The organism is Pseudogemmobacter bohemicus (genome assembly GCF_003290025.1).
In the GTDB taxonomy this organism is placed as follows: Bacteria; Pseudomonadota; Alphaproteobacteria; order Rhodobacterales; family Rhodobacteraceae; genus Pseudogemmobacter; species Pseudogemmobacter bohemicus.
This window is the reverse complement of the sequence record NZ_QNHG01000003.1, coordinates 130,497-148,864: the sequence shown is the minus strand read 5'-3', so window position 1 is coordinate 148,864 and position 18,368 is coordinate 130,497. Positions and strand designations below refer to the sequence as shown.

Annotated in this window: 16 protein-coding genes and 1 riboswitch; of the genes, 6 read left to right on the top strand and 10 right to left on the bottom strand. The window is 65.5% G+C overall.

Annotated features, from left to right (window positions below):
- Positions 1-96: 96 nt before the first annotated feature.
- Both DRF71_RS15490 and DRF71_RS15485 read left to right on the top strand, forming a co-directional pair.
- Positions 97-804 carry a hypothetical protein gene (locus tag DRF71_RS15490; protein ID WP_157971111.1) on the top strand — a complete coding sequence of 236 codons (708 nt, stop codon included), beginning with the start codon at positions 97-99 and terminating at the stop codon, positions 802-804.
- A gap of 29 nt (positions 805-833) precedes the next feature.
- Positions 834-1,049 (top strand): hypothetical protein, encoded by a 216-nt coding sequence (locus tag DRF71_RS15485; RefSeq protein WP_112311470.1) that lies wholly within the window; start codon positions 834-836, stop codon positions 1,047-1,049.
- Positions 1,050-1,148: 99 nt separating this feature from the next.
- Here DRF71_RS15485 and trxA read toward each other — a convergent pair whose 3' ends face one another.
- The 7 genes from trxA to aroC all read right to left on the bottom strand — a co-directional run bounded on the left by trxA (position 1,149) and on the right by aroC (position 11,107).
- The gene (trxA, locus tag DRF71_RS15480) at positions 1,149-1,475 is read right to left on the bottom strand and encodes a thioredoxin (RefSeq protein ID WP_112311469.1); all 327 of its coding nucleotides are present in this window, start codon (positions 1,473-1,475) and stop codon (positions 1,149-1,151) included.
- A gap of 75 nt (positions 1,476-1,550) precedes the next feature.
- Positions 1,551-4,865: a double-strand break repair helicase AddA gene (gene addA / locus DRF71_RS15475; protein WP_112311468.1), complete on the bottom strand. Its 3,315-nt coding sequence runs from the start codon at positions 4,863-4,865 to the stop codon at positions 1,551-1,553.
- Entirely contained in the window at positions 4,862-7,813 is a 2,952-nt protein-coding gene (addB, locus tag DRF71_RS15470) for a double-strand break repair protein AddB (protein WP_112312099.1), read from the bottom strand. The genes addA and addB overlap by 4 nt, the downstream gene beginning before the upstream one ends.
- Positions 7,813-8,526 (bottom strand): nucleotidyltransferase family protein, encoded by a 714-nt coding sequence (locus DRF71_RS15465; RefSeq protein WP_112311467.1) that lies wholly within the window; start codon positions 8,524-8,526, stop codon positions 7,813-7,815. The genes addB and DRF71_RS15465 overlap by 1 nt, the downstream gene beginning before the upstream one ends.
- Entirely contained in the window at positions 8,505-9,518 is a 1,014-nt protein-coding gene (locus tag DRF71_RS15460; RefSeq protein ID WP_112311466.1) for an aminoglycoside phosphotransferase family protein, read from the bottom strand. The genes DRF71_RS15465 and DRF71_RS15460 overlap by 22 nt, the downstream gene beginning before the upstream one ends.
- On the bottom strand, positions 9,515-9,964 hold the full coding sequence (gene tsaE, locus DRF71_RS15455) for a tRNA (adenosine(37)-N6)-threonylcarbamoyltransferase complex ATPase subunit type 1 TsaE (protein WP_232831543.1): 450 nt from the start codon (positions 9,962-9,964) through the stop codon (positions 9,515-9,517). Before tsaE ends, DRF71_RS15460 begins: the two co-directional genes overlap by 4 nt.
- Before the next feature lie 42 nt (positions 9,965-10,006).
- Positions 10,007-11,107: a chorismate synthase gene (gene aroC / locus DRF71_RS15450; RefSeq protein WP_112311464.1), complete on the bottom strand. Its 1,101-nt coding sequence runs from the start codon at positions 11,105-11,107 to the stop codon at positions 10,007-10,009.
- A 308-nt stretch (positions 11,108-11,415) separates the two neighbouring features.
- Here aroC and DRF71_RS15445 point away from each other — a divergent pair, with 308 nt between their 5' ends.
- From DRF71_RS15445 to DRF71_RS15430, 4 genes are all read left to right on the top strand, one after another.
- On the top strand, positions 11,416-12,453 hold the full coding sequence (locus DRF71_RS15445; protein WP_112311463.1) for a TerC family protein: 1,038 nt from the start codon (positions 11,416-11,418) through the stop codon (positions 12,451-12,453).
- Positions 12,454-12,587: 134 nt separating this feature from the next.
- Positions 12,588-12,687: riboswitch (TPP riboswitch) on the top strand.
- 46 nt (positions 12,688-12,733) lie between these two features.
- Entirely contained in the window at positions 12,734-13,708 is a 975-nt protein-coding gene (thiB, locus tag DRF71_RS15440) for a thiamine ABC transporter substrate binding subunit (RefSeq protein ID WP_112312097.1), read from the top strand.
- Positions 13,684-15,210 (top strand): thiamine/thiamine pyrophosphate ABC transporter permease ThiP, encoded by a 1,527-nt coding sequence (locus DRF71_RS15435; protein ID WP_112311462.1) that lies wholly within the window; start codon positions 13,684-13,686, stop codon positions 15,208-15,210. The genes thiB and DRF71_RS15435 overlap by 25 nt, the downstream gene beginning before the upstream one ends.
- The gene (locus DRF71_RS15430; RefSeq protein WP_112312098.1) at positions 15,194-15,895 is read left to right on the top strand and encodes a thiamine ABC transporter ATP-binding protein; all 702 of its coding nucleotides are present in this window, start codon (positions 15,194-15,196) and stop codon (positions 15,893-15,895) included. The genes DRF71_RS15435 and DRF71_RS15430 overlap by 17 nt, the downstream gene beginning before the upstream one ends.
- A 63-nt stretch (positions 15,896-15,958) precedes the next feature.
- On the opposite strand, the gene DRF71_RS15425 is transcribed toward DRF71_RS15430, so the two are convergent.
- The 3 genes from DRF71_RS15425 to petA form a co-directional block, all read right to left on the bottom strand.
- Complete coding sequence (locus DRF71_RS15425; protein WP_112311461.1) at positions 15,959-16,750, bottom strand: cytochrome c1; 792 nt, start codon at positions 16,748-16,750, stop codon at positions 15,959-15,961.
- Positions 16,751-16,770: 20 nt separating this feature from the next.
- Positions 16,771-18,084, bottom strand: coding sequence for a cytochrome b (gene petB, locus DRF71_RS15420; RefSeq protein WP_112311460.1), 1,314 nt, complete (start codon positions 18,082-18,084; stop codon positions 16,771-16,773).
- Positions 18,085-18,094: 10 nt separating this feature from the next.
- The coding region (gene petA, locus DRF71_RS15415) for a ubiquinol-cytochrome c reductase iron-sulfur subunit (RefSeq protein ID WP_112311459.1) at positions 18,095-18,368 on the bottom strand (274 nt) is incomplete at its 5' end.

The window sequence follows — 18,368 nt, the reverse complement described above, 5'->3', positions numbered from 1 at the left end:
CCAAAGGCCGGCTTTATGCGCGCGTATCTGCTTCTTTCTGTTCTTTTCTTCCCCTGCGCCCTGCAGGCCCGGCCCTTACCCGTCGCAGACCCGCAAATGATCGAAGCGCTGCAAGGACTGGCCCCCGATCTGCCCGGCTGGCGCTGCGGCGCGCCCGATGCAGATCCCGCAAAACCCGCCTTGCTGCGTACCCTGCCCACCACGGTGATGGAGTGCCGCAGGGAGACAAGCTCCATCACCCTGATCATCGGATTCGATCCTGAATTTGGCACCACGACCTGCGACAACCTGCGCCGCAAACTCGACAGGCAATCAAAGGGTGAAGATGTCGGCACCGGTGAGGTGGTGGAAAACGGGGCATGGATCAGCGCGCGCACAGGGCTGAGCTTTCAGCTCTGCTCCGCCGATCAGATCACTGTTCTGGGGCAGATGAAGGGAAACGGGGCAGATCCGTCCGGCGATGGCATATCATTCGGCCTGTTTCACCAGGCGATGCTTGCGGGCGATCTCACCGGGGTTCTGGACCTTGCAGCCGAAAGCACGGCACGGCTGGATGAGGCATATGCCATCCTCGATGCGCAGAGCCGTGACCTTGACCAGCTGCTGCCGTGCCCGGAAGGGTGGGGGGTGACGAACAGCCTTTTGGCCATGATGGAAAGCCTGGAGGCGAGCGGGGTTTCCCCGTTTTCGGCAGTCTTGCGCCTGATGGGCATGCCGACAGCCAGCCATACCCTTTCGCGCGGAAGCTGCACTGTCAGCATCGTGCTGTCATCCGCTCCGGATTCCCTGCAAACTGCGCTGTAAGCTTTGCCAGACCGCGCGGCAGGGATGGTGTGACGGGATCATTCTGGCGCAGCCGCAAGACCGCGCAGCTGAATGGCCAGGAGGCGATTGATGGCAGCCGCTACCAGGTGGTGATTGATGACGCCGTTGTGCTGCGCATCGACGCGCGCGGCGATTGCCTGGAAGAGACCATGGGCGCGCCCGCTGCCACCGCGTTTTACAAGGCCCTCACCGGCCACGATTTCTCCCGCTTTCGCCGGGAGTGAGTTGCGGCCCCGCCACCGGGACACAGCCGCGCAAGCAAAACGGGCGGTCCCTTGCCGGGCCGCCCGTTTCCTGTCTCTGCGGTGGCTCCAGGGCCTTGGTCAGATCGCAGCCTTGATCCAGTTTTCCAGCGCAGCCTTGGGCGCGGCACCGACCTTGTTCGACACGACCTGGCCATCCTTGAACAGGAACAAAGCCGGGATGCCGCGCACGCCAAGCGCCGCCGGGCTTTCCGGATTCTCGTCGACATTGACCTTCACGATCTTGACTTTACCGGCATATTCCCCCGCCAGCTCTTCCAGAGCCGGGCCGATCATCCGGCAGGGGCCGCACCATTCGGCCCAGAAATCCACCACAACCGGCACGTCCGACTGACGGACTTCGGTGTCGAAAGTGGCATCGGTGACGGCAACAGTTGCAGCGCCCATGGCGTCTCTCCTGAGAATTCACTTGGGTGAAAGCTAGGTTTGCAACCGGGGAACGTCAAGGAGCAGGCCAGAGCATCAGCTCTGCGCCCGCTGCAAGGCGGCCTGAACCCTGGCGGGATCCACCGGCATCAGCCGGGGCACCCTGGTCCAGAGGATCGCGGTGGCGATCTCGCGCCCGGGGTAAATCAGCGCGCAGGCATGGGCATAGGCGCCCAGCTGGCGCAGATAGGGCTCGGGGATGGCCGCTTCGGTTTCCGGCGCCATGGCGTTGGATTTGTAATCGACCACAGTGATGCGGTCCGGCGTGATCACCAGCCGGTCCACCGATCCGGCAAGGAAGCCGCTATTCCAGGGCGCCGACAACTCGGCCTCGGACATACTGCCGGGCGCGAAGATCCAGGCCAGATCCGGCGCGGTCAGGATCGCGCGGGCCTCGGCCAGCAGCGCCTCGCCGGCACCCAGACGGGCCGCCAGATCGGGCCAGGCCCCGGGCGGAGCATCGGCCAGGTGCTGCAGCAAAAGATGAAGCCTGGTGCCGCGCTCCAGCGGGTCATCCTCGTCGAAATCCATCACCAGATGGAAGCTGCCGCCCGCAACCTTCGCCTCGCCACCGCCCAGACCCGAAGGCGACCAGAGCCGCGGCGGCGCCACTGCGGGCGGCAAGGACGGCAGGCTCAGCGCGCGGGGCACCTCTGGCCTTGCGGCAGCCGCCGGCACGTCCCCGGGCCAGTCGCCAAAGCCCAGCCGGATACGGCCGTCCTCGCCGGGGGTCGCCCCCATCGCCTCAGCGCCGGCAAGCGCCGCATGATACCAGGAGCCAGGCCCAGCCTCGCCCGCCGCCGTCACGATCAGCCAGTGTTTCGCCCGCGTCATCGCCACATACAGGAGCCGCAGGTTCTCGGCCTCGCGCGCCGCTGCACGGGCGGTCTTGATCTCGGCCACCCGTCCCGCATCTTCCGCCTTGCGCCCGGCCCAGGTGACCATGCCCTCGCCAATGGCAATGACCGGATCCTTGTCGGAAAGCCGCCGGTCGCCGGTATCGGGCAGGATCACAACCGGCGCCTCAAGCCCTTTCGAGCCATGCACCGTCATCACCCGGATCAGCCGCCCCTCGCTCTCGGCCTGGCGTTTGACCTCGACCTCGCCGGCCTCCATCCACACCAGGAACCCGGTCAGGCTGGGCACTTCGCCGCGCTCATAGGCCAGCGCCTGCTGGCTCAGCTCGTCAATCGCATCCGCCGCCTCGTCGCCCATCCGGCCAAGGAGTTTCGCGCGGCCCTGATGGCGGGTCAGGATACGGTCGATGAGGTCATAGGGCCGCATATATTCGGCGAGTTTCCTCAGATCATCCAGGACAGCAAGCGTCTCCGGCTCGGCCGCGTGCCGCAGACGCTCCCACAGATATTTTCCGCCCCGCCCATGCGCCAAAGCGTAAAGGCGCGCCTCGGACCAGCCGAACAGCGGTGAGCGCAGCACCTGGGCCAGCGCCAGATCATCCTCGGGCGTGTTGAGGAACGACAGCAGCGCCAACAGGTCACGCACCGCCAGTTCCCCGGTCAGGGTCAGCCGGTCCGGCCCGGCAATCGGCAGGCCGGCCATCTTGCAGGCCCGGATCACCGCGTTGAAGATCGGCCCGCGCCGCTGCACGAGGATCAGGAAATCGCCGGCGTGAACCGGACGAAAGCCGCCTGGCGCCCTGTGATCCGGGATCTGCCGCCCCGCCGCGATCATCGCGCCGATTTCCGCCGCGATCTGGCGGGCCAGCACCTCGGTTGCGTCTTCTTCGCCGATCTGATCGACCGGCTCGAACCAGTCGCCGGGCTCGGGGTCTTCGGGCTTCGGAACGATGGGCCAGATCTCGGCCCGCCCGGGCAGCGCCTCATGGAACGGCCGGTGGCGGAAGGCGCCGCCAAGCGCTGCCTCGGCCTCGCCCGGGAAGCTCTGATCCACCAGTTCCAGCAGCGCCCGGGACGAGCGGAAGGAATATTCCAGCGCCTGTTCGGTGACCGGCACCCCCGCCGCCGCGAAACCATCGGCGAAACGGGTCTTCACCGCGTCAAACCCGGCCACATCGGCGCCCTGGAAGGAATAGATCGACTGTTTCTTGTCACCGACCACGAAAAGCGAGCGCTCGGTGTCGCGCGCGCCCTCACCCGCCATGAATTCCTCGGTCAGCGCCGCGATGATCTTCCATTGCGCGGGGCTGGTATCCTGGGCCTCATCGACCAGTACATGGTCGATGGAACCGTCGAGCCGGTAAAGCACCCAGGGCGCGACACTCGGATCGGTCAGCAGCGCCGTCGCGCGGGTGATGAAATCGTCGAAATCCAGCCAGCCATGCGCGGATTTGGCGCCCTCATAACGGCCAAGGAATTCTGCGGCGAACCGGTGCAGCGCCAGCGATTTGCGCAACGCGCTGAGGCCAAGCCGCAAAGCGCGCCCGCCCTCGACCCGTTTCATCAGCGATTGCAGCCCGTCAAGATGATCCCCAAGCGCGAGGCGGCAGTCTTTGGTCGGGAACGTGTCGAGTTTGGCGCCAAAGGGCAGTTTCGCCGTGGCCCCGAACAGAAACAGCCCCTCCAGCACCGGCAACACGCCGATCCCCAGCGGCGGCAAAGCCGCCAGCGCCGCCCCCGCCTTCTGATCGGTCACCTTTGACGATGCCATCAGAACCGGCGCCACCACGGCCAGCATCGCCTGATCGCCCGGCCCGAAGATCTCGGCCTCCAGCGCCGCCTCGTCCAGCCCGGGCGGCAGCCCGAAAGCCGCGCGCAGCGCGGCCTCCGCCGGCACATGGCTCAGCTCGGCGCGCATCCCGGTGAGCTTTGCCAGAAACGGGTCGATCTGTTCGCCGACCTCCGGCAGGATCGCCTCGAAAAGGCCGCGCGTCTCGCCTTCGGCCATTTCCTCAAGGATCTGGTTCCTGAGCAGTTCCGCCGAACGGTCATCCAGTTCCGAGAAGGACGGGCTGACGCCCGCCTCCAGCGGGAACCGCCGCAAGAGACCGGCACAGAAAGAGTGGATCGTCTGGATGCGGATGCCGCCCGGCGTCTCGATCGCGCGGGCAAAAAGCTGGCGGGCGCGTTTCAGCGCCGGTTCGGACAGATCACCCCCCTCGCCCAGATCGCCAAGGTTCTTTCGCAAGCCCTCATCCGGCGCCATCGCCCATTCGCCCAGCCGGCGGAACAGGCGGTTCTGCATCTCGGCCGCCGCCGCCTTGGTATAGGTCAGGCAAAGGATATTCTGCGGATCGGTGCCGCGCAGCAAAAGCCTGGCCACCCGGTCGGTCAGCACCTTGGTCTTGCCCGAGCCGGCATTGGCGACCAGCCAGACATTGACCGACGGATCCGCCGCCGCGATCTGGGCCAGCGATGCGGGATGCTGTGTCATGGCCCCTCTCCGGAAGGCATATCCTCGGGTTTCGCCGCCTCGGTAATATCCCATTCGCCAAACCGCGCGAGGTCGTCGTAATCGCTGCGCTCGCGCGCGCCCAGCATGGCCTGGCGGGCGGTATAGCCGCGGGCGGGGTCTTCCCAGGCGCGGATCAGGCGGCGGAATTCCTCCAGCAGCCGGTGCAGGTCATCGGGGCCGAGAAGTGCCGAGATCGTCTTCAGATCGGCCGCGAGGCGGATATAGGCAATCTCGACCTCGTCAGGGAAACCGGCCTCGGGAAAGCCGCCAAGGCTTGCCATCACCGCCGCCAGATGCAGCTGTTTCGCGAAAGCCGCCTGCTGTTTCTCGGACGGAGGCGCGCCGGTCTTATAATCCACAATCCGGATCCGGCCGCTCTCGGTGACGTCGATCCGGTCGGGCTTGCCCACCAGGGTGAAACCGGGGTCTTTCAGCACCACCGCGTATTTCTGTTCCAGCGAGACGGTCTGGCCGCCTTCGGCCAGCAGCCCCTGCACGAAGGGGACCGCCAGTTCCGCCATCCGCGCCCGCCAGATCGCCCGCATCGCAGGCCAGGCGACATCCTCCTCCAGCACCCGGTCGGTGATCCGCATCAGAGCCGCTGCGGCGTCGGTGACCAAGGGCGGCACCCCCTCGCGCAGCAGCGCCTCGGGCACCTTGTGCAGGATCTCACCCCTGAGCCGCGCATCCGCCATCGGGCGCAGCGGCATCAGCGGGCGCAGCCGCAGCAAATGGCGGGCATAGATCGCATAGGGGTCGCGGATCAGCTTTTCGATCTCGGTCAGCGAGAGGGTTTTAGGTCGATCCGCCACCCTCGGGCGCGGTGAGGGCCGAGGGGCGCGGTCCGAGATGATCGGCGCACCCACAAGGCCGGCGTCCGAGATCAGCCTGCCCCCCCGCGCCTTCATCGCCGACAGCGCATCGCGCCCGCCCTGATCCGGCAGACCGTCCAGCAGGTTCATCAGCCGGTTCAGCCACCGCGACGGCACCGTCTCGGCCTCGGCATTCCTGTGCGCATGGCTTAACACCACCTCGGGCGCGGCAACCGCCATCTGGAAATCATGCGCAGAAAGGCCGATGCGGCGCTCGGGCAGCAAGAGGCCCAGATCCATCCGCATCCTGCGGTTCAGCCAGGGGTCGGGGTCGGGCTGGGCGGGCCAGACGCCTTCGGTCAACCCGGCCAGCACCACGAGGTCAGCCCCCTGCACCCGCGCCTCCTGGGCGCCGAGGATCACGATCCGTTCATCTGCCGGGATCAGGCTGCGCACCTGGCCGCGATTGATCACCCCATCTGCCAGAGCCGCATAGTCGCCCGTGCCCAGATGCAGCGCCTCCGGCGCCTCCGACGCCAGATCTTCGATCACTTTGAACGCCGCCTCGCCCGCAGCATCCTGCCAGAGCCGTCCCGTCCCCTCGCCTGTCCCCTGCGCAAAAGCCTCAGCAAGGCTGCGGTGGCGGGCAATCAGGCCAGGCAGCGGGCCCGGGGTGCAGGCCTCAAGCGCCGCCAGCAGCCCGCCCAGCCATTCGGCCCAGGGCGCGGCAAATTCATCGCGCTGCTCTGCCGCCCAGGCCTGCAGCGAGGCAAGGTCGGGATAGGCCGGGCCCGAGCGGCGCAGTTTCAGCTCCAGTTCATGCGTCAGCCGCAGATGCGGGCCGCGCTGGTCGGTCGAGAAACAAAGCGGGTGTTTGAGGATGGTCAGAACCTCATCCGCCATCAGCCGCTTGCCCATCGCCCGCGCGATCAGCCGCAGCATCCGCCCCGCCGGGCTGTGGATCAGCGGCTCACCGGCGGAATCGTCGGGCTTCAGCCGCCAGCGGTCCAGAGCCGCCGTCACCTGCCGCGTCAGGTCGCGATCCGGCGTCAAAAGCGCTGCACGCTTGCCCAAAGCCACCGCCTCGCGCAGGCAAAGGGCAATCGCCTGGGCCTCGTCGCGGGGGCTTGCGGCCTCGATCAGGGTCATACGGGCGGTGGCCGCGCGCAAATCGCCCAGTTCCGGCCCCTGCGCGATCCATTGATCGGTGACCGGCGCGGGCCGCAACGCCAGCGAAATCAGACGGTTGCGGGCCGGATCGGCGGCGCCCTGATCATCCCATTCGCGGATATCCCGGCGCGACAGCCCCAGCATCCGCATCAGCCGGTGATAGCGGTATTGCGGATGATCCTCCTGGCCCGTGCCGTCATCAAGGCTGGCCCAGACCGCATCGGGCTGGTCGAAATCGAAACCCGGCACCAGGATCGCGCCCTGCGGCAGCCGCGCCACCGCCTGCATCAGCAAAGCCGATGTGCCGCGCGAGCCGGTCGAGCCCGCAATGATCACCGGATCGGGGGTTGGCGCGGCCTCCCAGGCGGCGATCTGCGCCATCAGCGCCATGCGCAGCCGCGCCTCGCTGTCGGGCGGTGCGCTTTCGGTGAAGAACTGCGCGATCAGGGATACAAACCGGCGGGTGCGCGACCAATGTGCCGCATGGCCCTCGATATCGAGCGTGTCGAGCGCGGCGGGGTCCACCTCTTCGGCGCGCATCTCATCCATCAGCCCGGCAAGGCTGTCGGCCAGATCATAAAGCGCATGGCGCGGCGCCAGATCGGGCTCGGCCGCCAGCAGCCGGTCGATCAGGACCGCAAGCTCAAGCCGCCGCCCCAAAGGCGAGGCGCCCTGGACCTGGCCCGTGAGCAAAGGGTCATTCCCCGGCTCGGATACCAGCTTCAGCCGGGGCAGAAAGCCCGCACCCCTGGCCAGCAGCGCCTCACGCAGCCGCCGGCGCATCCGCTGGCTGTTGAGATAGACCGTCACCCGCGCCATCGCCTCTGGCGGCTGACCCATCAGCCGCGCCTGCAAGCCGGCCGCCAGCCGGGCAGGAAAATCCACGCCGGGGGGCAGGCCGAAAAGACGGGGGCCAGAAGAATGGGGGCCGGGTTCAGGGAACATCATTTTGCCAGCAGGGCCTCGGCCTCGGCCAACCCCTCGGGGCTGCCGACATCGCACCAGCCGCCGCCCCAGATCAGGCCATAGGCGCGGTCATTCCTGATCATGTCATCCCAGGCGAGGTTGAGGGAAAACACCCGTTCGGGCGTGCGAAACAGCCAGTCGGTGCGCAGGATCTGCGCGCCGAGATAGACCATGCCGCCGGGCATCATATCCTCTCCGGTCTCGCTGTCCTTCGGCATCCGCTGGATGCGGCCATCGGGGCCAAGGGTGAAATCAGATCCCCCCTTGCGCCCCGGCAGCCCGCTTCGCGGCGCCAGCAACAAAAGCGCCCCCATTTTCAGCGGATCCCAGGCGCGAGAGAGCGCCTTCAGCGGATTGCCCCCCGTCCAGATCACATCCGGGTTCAGCGTCATCACAGCGCCATGGCCCAGCATGGGCAGCGCCTGTTTCAGCCCGCCACCGGTCTCTAGCAGTTCTTTCTCATGGCTGATCTTTACCCGGCGGCCCATCAGATGGGTCACCATCTGTTCGGAAAGGTAATGCGTGTTCACCACCACCGGACGGCAACGCGCCGCCCGGCCAAAGGCCAGCGCCCGATCCAGCATCGGCACGCCCGCGACCGGGATCAGCGGCTTGGGCCGCACCTGGGTCAGATGCCGCATCCTGGTGCCAAGGCCGGCCGCGAAAACCATCAATGGGAAACGGTCGGCCATGCCCTGATCCTCTCGATGATGGCTTGGGTGGGTTCGGGCAGGATCGCTTCCACTTCAGCCCGCAGCCCGGCCAGCGCCGGATGCGCGAGGTTGCGCCGCAGCTGGCCCCAGACGCGTGGCAGAAAGGCGAGGTAGCGGTCCTTGCCCTGGGTCATGGTCAGCCGCGCAAAAATCCCGATGATCCTCAGCGCCCTGAGCGCGCCAAGCGTGGCACAGGCGGCGGTGATGTCGCCCCTGCCGGTCTCGCGGCTGAAATGCGCGATCATCGCAGCCTCGGTTTCCGGCGAGACATCGCGGCGCGCATCCTGCAGGAGCGAGACGAGATCATATTCCGGCTGCCCCATCTGGCCAAGCTGGAAATCCAGCAGACCGACCCGCGCCACACCCATGCGCGCAGGCAGCCAGAGCAGGTTCTCCGCATGATAATCGCGCAGGATCAGCACGCGCGGCCCATCGGCACAGGCGCGGATCGCCTGTTCCAGTGCGGCGAGAAATGGCCCCGCATCCGGCATGCTGCCGGTCGCCGCCAGCGCATAGAATTCCGGCGCCAGCGCGGCCGAGGCGGCCCATTCGGCCGCGCTCAGATCCGGCAGACCGGCGGGCGGCGGGGCGGCCTGCAACCGGACCAGCACATCGACCGCATCAGCATAAAGCCCGGCCTCCAGCGCCGGAGCATTCTCCAGCAGCCGCGCATAGACCGCCTCGCCCAGATCCTCGATCAGCATGAGGCCAAGCGCCTCATCCATCGCCCAGGTCTTCGGCGGCGAGAGGCCAAGCCCCGCCAGATGGGTGCCGATCCGATGAAACGCCCCCACATCATCGCCGCAGCCGGGCGGCGCATCCATCAGCACCGCCAGATGCAGATCTGTGTCGCCACCGGGGCGGACCAGCCGTTCATACGACCGCGCCGAGGCATCGCCCGCGAGGTGAAACCGCTGCGCATCGCCCCATCCGGCACCGGCAAGGAACGCCAGTTTCTGCGCTTCTCTCATGCGGGACCCCCAAGACAGGCGAGGAAATCCTCCGGCCCGCTGACCACCAGCCGCCGCCCCTCGCCCTCATAAGACAGCGTAACGCGGATCGCGTCGGAGGGGGTGTAGACACCCAGCCGGTCGGGCCATTCGATCAGCAGGATGTCCTGGCCTATCGCCCCGGCCAGGCCCAGCTCCTCGACCTCGCCAATATCCGAAAGGCGGTAGAGATCGCTGTGCCAGATCTCACCCGCCCGGGTCTCATAGGTCTGAACAAGCGTGAAGGTCGGCGAGGGCACGTCGATTTCCGCCCCCGCCATCGCCCGGATCGCCGCGCGGGCGAGATGCGATTTCCCCGCCCCCACCGGCCCCTCCAGCAGCACGGTCATGCCCGGCCGCAGGCACAGCCCGAACCGCGCCCCGAACCGGCGCGCGTCTTCCTCATCGGGCAGCAAAATCTCAAACATCATGGTCTGACTGTCGGCTTTCCGCTATGCGGGCGCAAGCGCTCAGCCGATGCGGCCACGGCGACCACCGGTCTGGCCGCGATCCAGCAGCAGGTGGTCAAGGATCACACAGGCCATCATCGCCTCACCCACCGGCACCGCGCGGATACCGACACAAGGGTCGTGGCGGCCCTTGGTCACGAGGTCGATCTCCTGGCCGAATTCGTTCACCGTGCGGCGCGGCGTCAGGATCGACGAGGTCGGCTTGACCGCGAAACGGCACACCACCGGCTGTCCGGTGGAAATGCCGCCAAGGATGCCGCCGGCATGGTTCGAGAGGAACTCGACCCCGTCCTTGCCCATCCGCATCTCATCGGCATTCTCAACACCGGTCAGCGCCGCCGAGGCCATGCCCTCACCGATCTCGACGCCCTTGACCGCATTGATCGACATCATCGCGCTGGCCAGATCGCTGTCGAGCTTGCCGTAAAGCGGCGCGCCAAGGCCGGGTGGCACACCTTCGGCCACCACCTCGATCACCGCGCCGACGGAATTATGCGAACGGCGCAGATCGTCGAGATAGACCGCCCAGTCCTGCGCCGCGACAATATCGGGGCAGAAAAACGGGTTCTCACTGATCTGGCTGGCATCAAACCGCAGCCGGTCGATCTTTTTCTCGCCCATCTGCACCATATAGCCGGTGATCTTCACCTCGGGCGCCAGCATATCCAGCACCGCCCGTGCAACGCCACCCGCCGCGACCCTGGCCGCCGTCTCACGCGCCGAAGACCGGCCGCCGCCGCGATAATCGCGCAAGCCATATTTCAGATGATAGGCGATATCGGCATGACCGGGGCGGAACGCATGGGCGATCTCGCCGTAATCCTTGCTGCGCTGGTCGGTATTTTCGATCATCAGCTGGATGGGCGTGCCGGTCGTCACCCCCTCGAATACGCCCGAGAGGATCTTTACCACGTCATCCTCACGCCGCTGCGTGGTGAATTTCGAGGTGCCGGGTTTGCGCAAATCCAGCCAGGGCTGGATATCGCCCTCGGTGAGCCGCACACCCGGAGGGCAGCCATCGACGGTGCAGCCAAGCGCCGGCCCATGGCTTTCGCCCCAGGTGGTGACGCGGAAGAGATGGCCGAACGTGTTGAGGCTCATGGCAGAACTCCGGGCAGACAGGTTGGGCTGGTCCTGGTCGGCATAGCCCCCGGCAGCCCGGGGTTTCAACCTTATTCCACAAAAAAGTGAAGCGCGGGGTTGAAACCGTGGCCCCACCCCCCATTTCACCTGGGCGGGCCGGGCCCCTCTGGCGCTCCGGGCGGGTTTTCATGGGAAAACCGCCGGGCGTGATGTCGGACCGCATCGGGAAAACGCGCCCGATGGATTGCCCGGCTTTTCCCGACCCGTTCCCAGGGTTCAGCAGACGGTCACTCCCTCCGGCGCCATGTATAAAGGGCTACAGGCGGATGGAAATCCTGCTGACTTTGTTTCTGGGCAAGCCTTTGTGGCTCTGGCTCACCTTCCTCTCAATCGTGTTCGTGCTGCTGGTTCTGGATCTCGGCATCCTGAACAAAGGCGACGAAGAAATCGGCGTCGCCAAAAGCCTGAAACTCTCGGCCTTCTATGTCACGCTGGGGGTGCTGTTCGGTGGTTTCATCTGGTGGCAGATCGGAGCCGAGGCGGCAGGCCTCTACCTCACCGCCTTTGTGGTCGAGAAATCGCTGGCGATGGACAATGTCTTCGTCATCGCGATGATCTTCGGCTTTTTCGCGATCCCCAGGAAATACCAGCACCGGGCACTGTTCTGGGGCATTCTCGGCGTGATCATTCTGCGCGGGCTGATGATCGGCTTCGGCGCGGCACTGGTGCAGAACTACCATTGGGTTCTCTATATCTTCGCAGCGTTCCTGATCTTCACCGGCATCAAGATGCTGGTCGCGAAAGACGATCACGACCCGGATATCGCCAATAATCCGCTGCTGAAATTCCTGCGCCGCCGGCTGAATGTAACCGATGAGCTGCATGGCCATGCCTTCACCGTGCGCAAGCAAGACCCGAAAACCGGCAAACTGAAGCTCTTCGCCACACCGTTGCTGCTGGCGCTGATCATGGTGGAAATCGCCGATGTGATCTTCGCGGTCGACTCGGTGCCGGCGGTGTTCGCCATCACCTCGGACCCCTATATCGTCTTCACCTCGAACATCTTCGCGATCCTCGGGCTGCGTGCCCTTTATTTCGCGCTGGCCGCGATCCTGCACCGATTCGCCTATCTGAAATATGCGCTGGCGATTCTCCTGATCTTCATCGGATCGAAAGTCTTCATCGCCAGCCTGCTGGATCTTGAGAAATTCCCGGCCTCGGTCTCGCTGGGCGTCACCTTTGTGATCCTCGCCACCGGCGTGATCGTGTCCTTGTGGAAGACCCGCGGCCAGCCAGCCCATGCCACCATACCGGGCGAGCCGGGGGACGAGCATCCGGCCCAGCCCGACCCTGCCCGTCGCTGACCATAGGAAAGGGGCGCAGACCGCGCCCCTTTCATCTGTCCAAAAATATCCTTGGGGAGAGGCTCGCCAGAGCCTCGGGGGCAGCGCCCCCTCCCCCGCCTCCCCTTGCAAGCCGCCGCCGATCCCCTATGCTCAGTCCTACCTCGGGGTGCCCTTTCGGGCTGAGATGCGTCACGCGGACCCGTTGAACCTGAACCGGCTTATACCGGCGGAGGGAAGGTGCATCGGATCCCCCCTTGCGCATCACCCCCGTCGCAACAGGAGGACAACCATGCGCCAGATGCGCCCCTTCCTTGCGGCATGTCTCGCTTCCCTGCCGCTGGCGGCAGCGGCCGAGACGCCTGTGCTCACCGTCATGACCTATGACAGTTTCACCACCGAATGGGGCCCGGGCCCGGCGGTGGAAAAGGCGTTTGAAGAGGTCTGCGGCTGCGATCTGCGTTTCATCACCGGCGGTGACGGCGCGGCGCTGCTGGCCCGCCTCCAGCTGGAAGGGGCTGCGACCGAGGCTGATGTCGTCCTCGGCCTCGACACCAATCTGACCGCCCAGGCCCGTGCCAGCGGGCTTTTCGCCGAACACGGCATCTGGGAAAATATCGCGCTGCCGGTCCCTTATGAAGACAGCCTCTTCCTCCCCTATGACTGGAGCTGGTTTGCCTTTGTCTATGACAAGAGCCGTACCGCCATGCCGCCCGAAGACTTCCGCGCCCTTGGCGATTCCCAGCTGAAGATCGTGATCCAGGACCCGCGCTCTTCAACACCCGGCCTTGGTCTCCTGATGTGGGTCAAAGCGGCCTATGGTGACCGTGCACCGGAAATCTGGGCGGGCCTTGCCGACAATATCCTGACCGTCACCCCGGGCTGGTCCGAGGCTTACGGCCTCTTCCTTGAAGGCGAGGCGGATATGGTGCTCTCTTACAGCACCTCGCCAGCCTATCACCGCATCGCCGAAAAAGACGACAGCAAGGACTGGGCCGAATTCGCCGAGGGCCATTACCTCCAGATCGAAGTCGGCGGCGTTCTGGCTTCGTCAAAGCAGCTCAATCTCGCGAAGGATTTCCTTGCCTTTACCCAATCGCCCTCTTTCCAGTCTGTGATCCCGGAAACCAACTGGATGTATCCGGCCTCGGAAATTGCCTTGCCCGAAGGGTTCGAAACCCATCGTCCGGCGAAATCCCTGCTTCTGTCCGCCGAAGAGGCGCTGGAGGCGCGGGGGCCCGCGCTGGCGGAATGGCAATCCTCGCTCGGTCAGTAAGCCTTGCCGCGCTGGCTCTGGTCGCTGCGCCGCTGGTCGCGGTGACCATCCGGGCGGGCGGGCTGAGTCTGAACGGGCCGGACCTCGCCGCGCTGCGCTTTACGGTACTGCAGGCCGGTTTGTCGGCTCTGGTATCGGTGGCGCTGGCAGTGCCGGTCGCGAAAGCGCTGGCAAGGCGGCGCTTTCCGGGCCGCAGCCTCCTGATCACGCTGATGGGCGCGCCGTTTCTTCTGCCGGTGATCGTGGCGGTGATCGGGCTGATCACGGTTTTCGGCAGATCGGGCTGGATCAGCGCTGCCCTGGCGGTGGCTGGCCTGCCGGGGCTCAGCATTTACGGGCTGCATGGCGTCGTCATTGCGCATGTGTTTCTGAACCTGCCGCTGGCGGTGCGGATGATCCTCCAGGCATGGCTTTCGGTGCCGTCCGAGCGGTTTCGCCTTGCCGCTTCGCTGGGCTTTTCCCCCGGCGACATCGCCCGCCATATCGAGCGCCCGATGCTGGCGGGCGTGCTGCCCGGCGCGCTTGCGACCATTTTCGCGATCTGCCTGACCTCTTTCGCGGTGGCGCTGACTTTGGGCGGCGGACCGCGCGCGACCACGCTGGAACTGGCGATCTACCAGGCGATCCGTTTTGACTTCGATCTGGGCCATGCCGCGGGCCTGTCGCTGGTCCAGACCGGCATCGGGGCGATCGCGGCGCTGCTGGCCTGGCGTCTTGCCGCGCCGCCGGGTTTTGGCGGCGGGCTCGACCGGCCGTTTTCCCTGCCGGCCCCGGATGGCTGGCGGCGCGGGGCAGATGTCGGCTGGCTTTTGCTGACCACCCTGTTTCTGATGCTGCCGCTGGCTGCGCTGATGCTGCGCGGCCTGCCGGGGCTGGCAGAGCTGCCGCCCTCGGTCTGGGGGGCCTCGCTGCGCTCGGTTCTGGTCGCGCTGATCTCAACGCTGGTGACGGTGAGCGCGGGGCTGATCCTTGCGCTGGCGGTGGCGCGGCGGGATGCGCGCGGGATGGAGCTGGCGGCGGTCTTGCCGCTGGCGGTCTCGGGGCTGGTGCTGGGAACAGGGCTCTTCCTGATCGCGCGGCCTTTTGTGGCGCCCGCACAGCTGGCACTGCCAGTGACGGTTTTGGTCAATGCGGTGATGGCGCTGCCCTTCGTTTACCGCCTGCTGATCCAGGATGCCCGCGCGCTGGAGGCGGATTACGGGCGGCTGGCGGCATCGCTGGATCTGCGCGGGCTGGCGCGGCTGCGATTCTTGACGCTGCCCCGGCTGGCACGGCCCCTGGGCTTTGCCGCCGGAGTGGCGGCGGCGCTGTCGATGGGGGATCTGGGCGTGATCGCGCTATTTGCCAGCGGGCAGGAGGCGACGTTGCCGCTGTTGGTGCAACAGTTGATGGGCGCCTATCGGACTGAAGCGGCTGCAGCAGCGGCGCTGGTGCTGATCGGGCTCAGTTTTGGCCTGTTCTGGATATTCGATGCGGGGGGGCGCCATGTTCAGGCTCGATAATCTGGTGCTGGAGCAGGAGGGCTTTCGCCTGAGCGCCGACTGGCAGGCGGAACCCGGGGCGCGGATTGCGGTGATCGGGCCTTCGGGGGCAGGGAAAAGCTCGCTATTGGCGGCGATTGCCGGGTTCTATGCGCCGGCCTCGGGCAGGGTCTGGCTGGAGGGGCAGGAGCTGACCGGGATGGTACCGGGAGAGCGGCCTTTGTCGATCCTGTTTCAGGACCAGAACCTGTTTCCGCATCTGACCGTGGCGCAGAATCTGGGCCTTGGGATCCGGCCCGATCTGCGCCTGTCGGCGGCGGATCAGGCGCGGGTGGCGGCGGCGCTGGAACGGGTCGGGCTGGAGGGCTTTGGGGCGCGAAAGCCCGCGCAGCTCTCGGGTGGTCAGGCGAGTCGGGCGGCGCTGGCGCGGGTCTTGCTGCGCGCGCGGCCTTTGCTCTTGCTGGATGAGCCCTTTGCCGCGCTTGGGCCGGCGCTGAAGGGGGAGATGCTGGCTTTGCTGGCCGAGGTCGCGGGAGAGACCGGGGCGACAGTGCTGATGGTGACCCATGACCCGCAGGATGCCGAGGAATTTGCCGGGCTGACGGTCTTGGTGGCAGAGGGGGTGGCGGCAGCGCCGGTGACCACAGGGAAGTTGCTGGCCGATCCGCCGCCCGCGCTGGCAGCCTATCTCGGGCCAAAGAATTAAAAGGAAAAGCCCCACCAGAGGGGTGGGGCTTTGATCCGGTTCTTTTCGGTGGAGCCTCTGCCCTCAGGCAGTGAACTCCTTGCCCTTGACGCGGGCCCAGATCTTCTTGTTGGTCAGGTAGAGCAGCGCCGACAAGAGGATCAGGAAGGTCACCGCGATGAAGCCCGCCTTTTTGCGGTCCATCATCTTCGGCTCGGCCGTCCACATCAGATAGGCCGAGACATCGGTGGACATCGCGTCCAGCGTGCTCGCGCTGCCATCTGCAAACGTCACCTGGTCATCCGAGAGCGGCGGGGCCATGGCGATCCAGCCGCCCGGGAAGGCGTGGTTCTCATAAAAAGTTGTGCCGGCTTCTTCCTTGGTCTCACCAGTATAGCCAGTGAGAATCGCATGGATATATTCCGGCCCGCCGATACCCTTGAACAACTGGTTGATGCCGGTGCCTTCCGGCCCGCCGAATCCCGTACGCGCCTTCGCCATCAGCGAGAGGTCCGGACCGGTCCCAAGGCCAAAGCGTCGCGGAAACGTGTCCGTCCACTCGCGCGGACGGGTCGTTCCATCAGGCATTTCGACCTCATCGAGACCCGCAGCAAAGGCGCGGACCTGATCGGGCGGAAGATTTGGGCCACCCTCATCCGCCAGCGTGCGGATGGGAACATAAGTCATGCCGTGGCAGGCCGAGCAAACCTCGGCATAAACCTGCAGCCCCCGCTGAAGCTGAAACTGGTCATAGGTGCCGAACGGGCCCTCGAAGGAAAAATCGATATCTTCGATATCTGCGAGCGGCCCGGCGGCCATGGCACCACCGGCCAGAGCGACCGTGGTTACGGCAGAGAGAATGATCTTGCGGAACATTTTGCGTCAGATCCTTTGTTTCACTCAGCCGCGTTGGGGTAGTGGGCCTTGAAGTCTTCCTCGATCGTCGCCGGCTGCGGCAGCGGCTTTTCGATCACACCAAGCAGCGGCAGGATCACGAGGAAATAGGCGAACCAGTAGGCAGAAGCGATCAGCGAGATCGTAGCATAAGGCTCTTCCGCCGGACGGGCCCCCGCCCACATGAGCACGACGAAGTCGATGCAAAGGAGCGCGAACCACCATTTGAACATCGGACGATACTTACCCGACCGTACAGAGGACGTGTCCAGCCATGGCACGATCGCCATGATCGCAATGGCACCGAACATAGCCAGCACACCGAAGAATTTGGCGTCGATGATACCGAAGCTGATCCATTCGGCGAAGATCACAACCCAGACGTCAGCCGTGAAGGCGCGCAAGATGGCGTAGAAGGGCAGGAAGTACCATTCCGGCACGATATTCGCGGGCGTCGAAAGCGGGTTCGCCTCGATATAGTTGTCGGGGTGGCCGAGATAGTTCGGCATGAAGCCGACAATCGCGAAGAACACCACGAGGATCACGGCAAGCGCGAAGAGGTCCTTGATGACGTAATAGGGCCAGAAGGGGACCGTGTCTTTCTCGGCATTGGCCTTGCTGTCGCGGCGAACCTCAACACCCGTAGGGTTGTTGTTGCCGGTGTGGTGGAAGGCCCAGATGTGAAGGATCACAAGGCCCGCGATCACGAAAGGCAGCAGATAATGCAGCGAGAAGAAGCGGTTCAGCGTCGGGTTGTCGACCGCCGGGCCGCCGAGAAGCAGCGTCTGGATCGGCTCGCCAATGCCCGGGATCGCACCGAAAAGGCCGGTGATCACGGTCGCGCCCCAGAAGGACATCTGACCCCAGGGCAGAACATAGCCCATGAACGCCGTGCCCATCATCAGCAGATAAATCAGCATGCCAATGATCCAGGTGATCTCACGGGGGGCCTTGTAGCTGCCGTAATAGAGGCCGCGGAAGATATGCAGATAGACGGCGAAGAAGAACAAAGACGCGCCGTTTGCGTGCAGATAGCGGATCATATGCCCGCCATTCACGTTGCGCATGATATGCTCGATGCTGGCAAACGCCAGGGAGACATGCGGCGTGTAATGCATCGCGAGGATGATGCCGGTCACGATCTGAAGACCGAGGCAGAATGCGAGGACGATGCCCCAGATCCACATCCAGTTCAGGTTTTTCGGGGTAGGCACCATCAGAGTGTCATAGACCAGGCCGACGATCGGCAGCCGCTTGTGCAGCCACTTTTCGGGGGCGGTCTTCGGTTCGTAATGGTCGTGCGGAATACCGGCCATGTTGCGTTCCTCAGCCCAGCAGGATCGTGGTTTCGTCGGTGAACTGCGCCACCGGCACTTCGAGGTTCCGGGGTGCCGGTCCTTTGCGGATACGGCCCGCCGTATCGTAGTGGGAACCGTGGCACGGGCAGAACCAGCCACCGAATTCACCGGCGCCATTGCCCAGCGGCACGCAGCCGAGATGGGTGCAGACGCCCATCATCACCAGCCATTCGCCGGCGTCATCCAGCGTGCGGTTCTGGTCAGACGCATCTGCGCCCGGCTTGTTCTGGTTCTCGGCATTC

Bases quoted from the DNA above. Each gene is read 5' to 3' on its own strand.
- tsaE (WP_232831543.1), bottom strand. From the start codon at position 9,964: ATGTTTGAGATTTTGCTGCCCGATGAGGAAGACGCGCGCCGGTTCGGG.
- DRF71_RS15425 (WP_112311461.1), bottom strand. From the start codon at position 16,750: ATGTTCCGCAAGATCATTCTCTCTGCCGTAACCACGGTCGCTCTGGCC.
- DRF71_RS15445 (WP_112311463.1), top strand. From the start codon at position 11,416: ATGGAAATCCTGCTGACTTTGTTTCTGGGCAAGCCTTTGTGGCTCTGG.
- DRF71_RS15460 (WP_112311466.1), bottom strand. From the start codon at position 9,518: ATGAGAGAAGCGCAGAAACTGGCGTTCCTTGCCGGTGCCGGATGGGGC.
- DRF71_RS15430 (WP_112312098.1), top strand. From the start codon at position 15,194: ATGTTCAGGCTCGATAATCTGGTGCTGGAGCAGGAGGGCTTTCGCCTG.
- DRF71_RS15465 (WP_112311467.1), bottom strand. From the start codon at position 8,526: ATGGCCGACCGTTTCCCATTGATGGTTTTCGCGGCCGGCCTTGGCACC.
- DRF71_RS15490 (WP_157971111.1), top strand. From the start codon at position 97: ATGATCGAAGCGCTGCAAGGACTGGCCCCCGATCTGCCCGGCTGGCGC.
- aroC (WP_112311464.1), bottom strand. From the start codon at position 11,107: ATGAGCCTCAACACGTTCGGCCATCTCTTCCGCGTCACCACCTGGGGC.
- DRF71_RS15435 (WP_112311462.1), top strand. From the start codon at position 13,684: ATGGCAATCCTCGCTCGGTCAGTAAGCCTTGCCGCGCTGGCTCTGGTC.
- trxA (WP_112311469.1), bottom strand. From the start codon at position 1,475: ATGGGCGCTGCAACTGTTGCCGTCACCGATGCCACTTTCGACACCGAA.
- petB (WP_112311460.1), bottom strand. From the start codon at position 18,084: ATGGCCGGTATTCCGCACGACCATTACGAACCGAAGACCGCCCCCGAA.
- addB (WP_112312099.1), bottom strand. From the start codon at position 7,813: ATGTTCCCTGAACCCGGCCCCCATTCTTCTGGCCCCCGTCTTTTCGGC.
- addA (WP_112311468.1), bottom strand. From the start codon at position 4,865: ATGACACAGCATCCCGCATCGCTGGCCCAGATCGCGGCGGCGGATCCG.
- thiB (WP_112312097.1), top strand. From the start codon at position 12,734: ATGCGCCCCTTCCTTGCGGCATGTCTCGCTTCCCTGCCGCTGGCGGCA.